The sequence below is a fragment of the Methylobacterium sp. B1 genome (genome assembly GCF_000333255.1).
In the GTDB taxonomy this organism is placed as follows: domain Bacteria; phylum Pseudomonadota; class Alphaproteobacteria; order Rhizobiales; family Beijerinckiaceae; genus Methylobacterium; species Methylobacterium fujisawaense.
Genome location: NZ_BACT01000148.1, coordinates 1 through 2,208, shown reverse-complemented (window position 1 = coordinate 2,208; position 2,208 = coordinate 1). Strand labels below are relative to the sequence as shown.

Annotated in this window: 1 protein-coding gene; it reads right to left on the bottom strand. The window is 63.9% G+C overall.

Annotated features, from left to right (window positions below; all coding sequences use genetic code 11):
* Positions 1 to 2,208 (bottom strand): HAMP domain-containing protein (locus tag I53_RS04225; RefSeq protein ID WP_043347019.1); only part of this gene is annotated, 2,208 nt, incomplete at both ends.

Below are 2,208 nucleotides of genomic sequence, written 5' to 3'. Positions count from 1 at the left end.
GGCTCTCGACCCGATCTCGCCGCCCGCAGGCGGGCGATCTCGCGGCTGATGGCGAGGCCGAGGCCGGTGCCGCCATACTTGCGGCTCGTGGTCCCGTCGGCCTGCTGAAACGCCTCGAAGATGATCCGCTGCTTATCCTCGGCGATGCCGATGCCGGTATCGGTTACGGAGAGGGCCATCCACTGGCTCCCGGCGCGCAGCGGCGAGCCCTCAGCCGAGCCGATCTTGAGCGAAACGCTGCCCGTCTCGGTGAACTTGAAAGCGTTGGAGAGAAGGTTCCGGAGAACCTGCTGCAGGCGCTTGGAATCCGTGCGTACCGACCGCGGCAAGCCGGGCTCGACATCGATCACGAAGGCGAGGTGGCGGTCCTCGGCCAGCTGGCGGAAGGTCCTTTCGAGGTTCTCGACGAGATCTTGCAGCGCGACATCGCCGACTTCGAGCGACACCGTCCCGGACTCGATCTTGGAGAGATCGAGGATGTCGTTGATGAGCGACAGGAGGTCGGTCCCGGCTGCGTTGATGGTCTTGGCGAACTCCCGCTGCTTGTCCGTGAGGTTTCCGTCGCGGTTCTCGGAGAGAAGCTTCGAGAGGATCAGGAGGCTGTTGAGCGGCGTGCGCAGCTCGTGGCTCATGTTGGCCAGGAACTGTGACTTGTAGCGCGAGGTCAGGCTCAGCTGCTCGGCCTTCTCCTCCAGCGCCGTCTTGGCGACGGAGACCTCGCGGTTCTTGCCCTCGACCTCGCGCTTCTGGATTTCGAGCAGCCGCGCCTTCTCCTCCAGCTCCTCGTTGGTCTGCTGCAGGCGCTCGCGCTGGCTCTTCAGCAGATCCTCGGATTGCTGCAGGGAGGCCGCCTGCAGTTCCAGGCGGTCGTTCGTCTTCTTCAGCTCCTCTTGCCGGCTCTGCAATTCGCCGGTCAGGAGCTGCGACTGCTTGAGGAGACCTTCGGTCCGCATGTTGGCGGCAATCGTGTTGAGCACGATCCCGATGGATTCGGTCAGTTGGTCAAGGAAGGACTGATGGGTCTCACTGAAACGGTTGAACGACGCCAGCTCGATGACTGCCCGAACTTCCTGCTCGAACAGGACTGGCAGGACGATGATGTTGAGGGGTGGTGCCTCGCCGAGAGCCGAGCCGATGGTGATGTAGTCGCCGGGCACGTTGGTGAGGGTGATGCGCTTTTTCTCGAAGGCGCATTGGCCCACGAGACCCTGACGGAGGCGATACCGGTTCGACAGGTTCTTGCGCTCCGTGAAGGCATAGCTCGCCATCAGATCCAGAACCGGCTCTCCGCCATCGTCCTCCACCATGAAGAACACGCCGCGCTGGGCATTCACGAGCGAAGCGATCTCGGACAGGATCAGATTTGAGACGGTGGCGAGGTCGCGCTCGCCCTGCAGCATGCGCGTAAACTTGGCGAGGTTCGTCTTCAGCCAGTCCTGCTCGGCGTTCTTGAGGGTCGTGTCCCGCAGATTGCGGATCATCTCGTTGATGTTGTCCTTCAACGAGGCGACTTCGCCGGAAGCCTCGACCGAGATCGAGCGTGCGAGGTCGCCCTTCGTCACCGCCGTCGCCACTTCGGCGATGGCGCGCACCTGGGTCGTCAGGTTTGCCGCGAGCTGGTTCACGTTGTCGGTGAGATCGCGCCACAGCCCGGCGGCACCCGGCACCCGGGCCTGACCGCCGAGCTTCCCTTCGACGCCCACCTCGCGGGCCACGTTGGTGACTTGGTCGGCAAAGGTGGCGAGCGTCTCGATCATCTCGTTGACGGTGTCGGCCAGGGCGGCGATCTCGCCCTTGGCATCGACCGAGAGTTTCCGCGTGAGGTCGCCCTGCGCCACCGCCGTGACGACATCCGCGATGCCGCGGACCTGACCGGTCAGGTTGGCCGCCATCATGTTCACGTTGTCGGTGAGGTCCTTCCAGGTTCCGCCGACGCCGCGGACCTGTGCCTGTCCGCCGAGCTTGCCCTCCGAGCCGACCTCACGGGCAACGCGGGTCACCTCCGAGGCGAAGGAGTTGAGCTGATCCACCATCGTGTTGATGGTCGATTTCAGCTCCAGGATCTCACCCTTCACGTCGACGGTGATCTTCTTGGACAGGTCGCCGTTGGCCACCGCAGTCGTGACGTCGGCGATGTTGCGCACCTGACCGGTGAGGTTCGCGGCCATCATGTTGACGTTGTCGGTGAGATCCTTCCAGGGTCCGCCG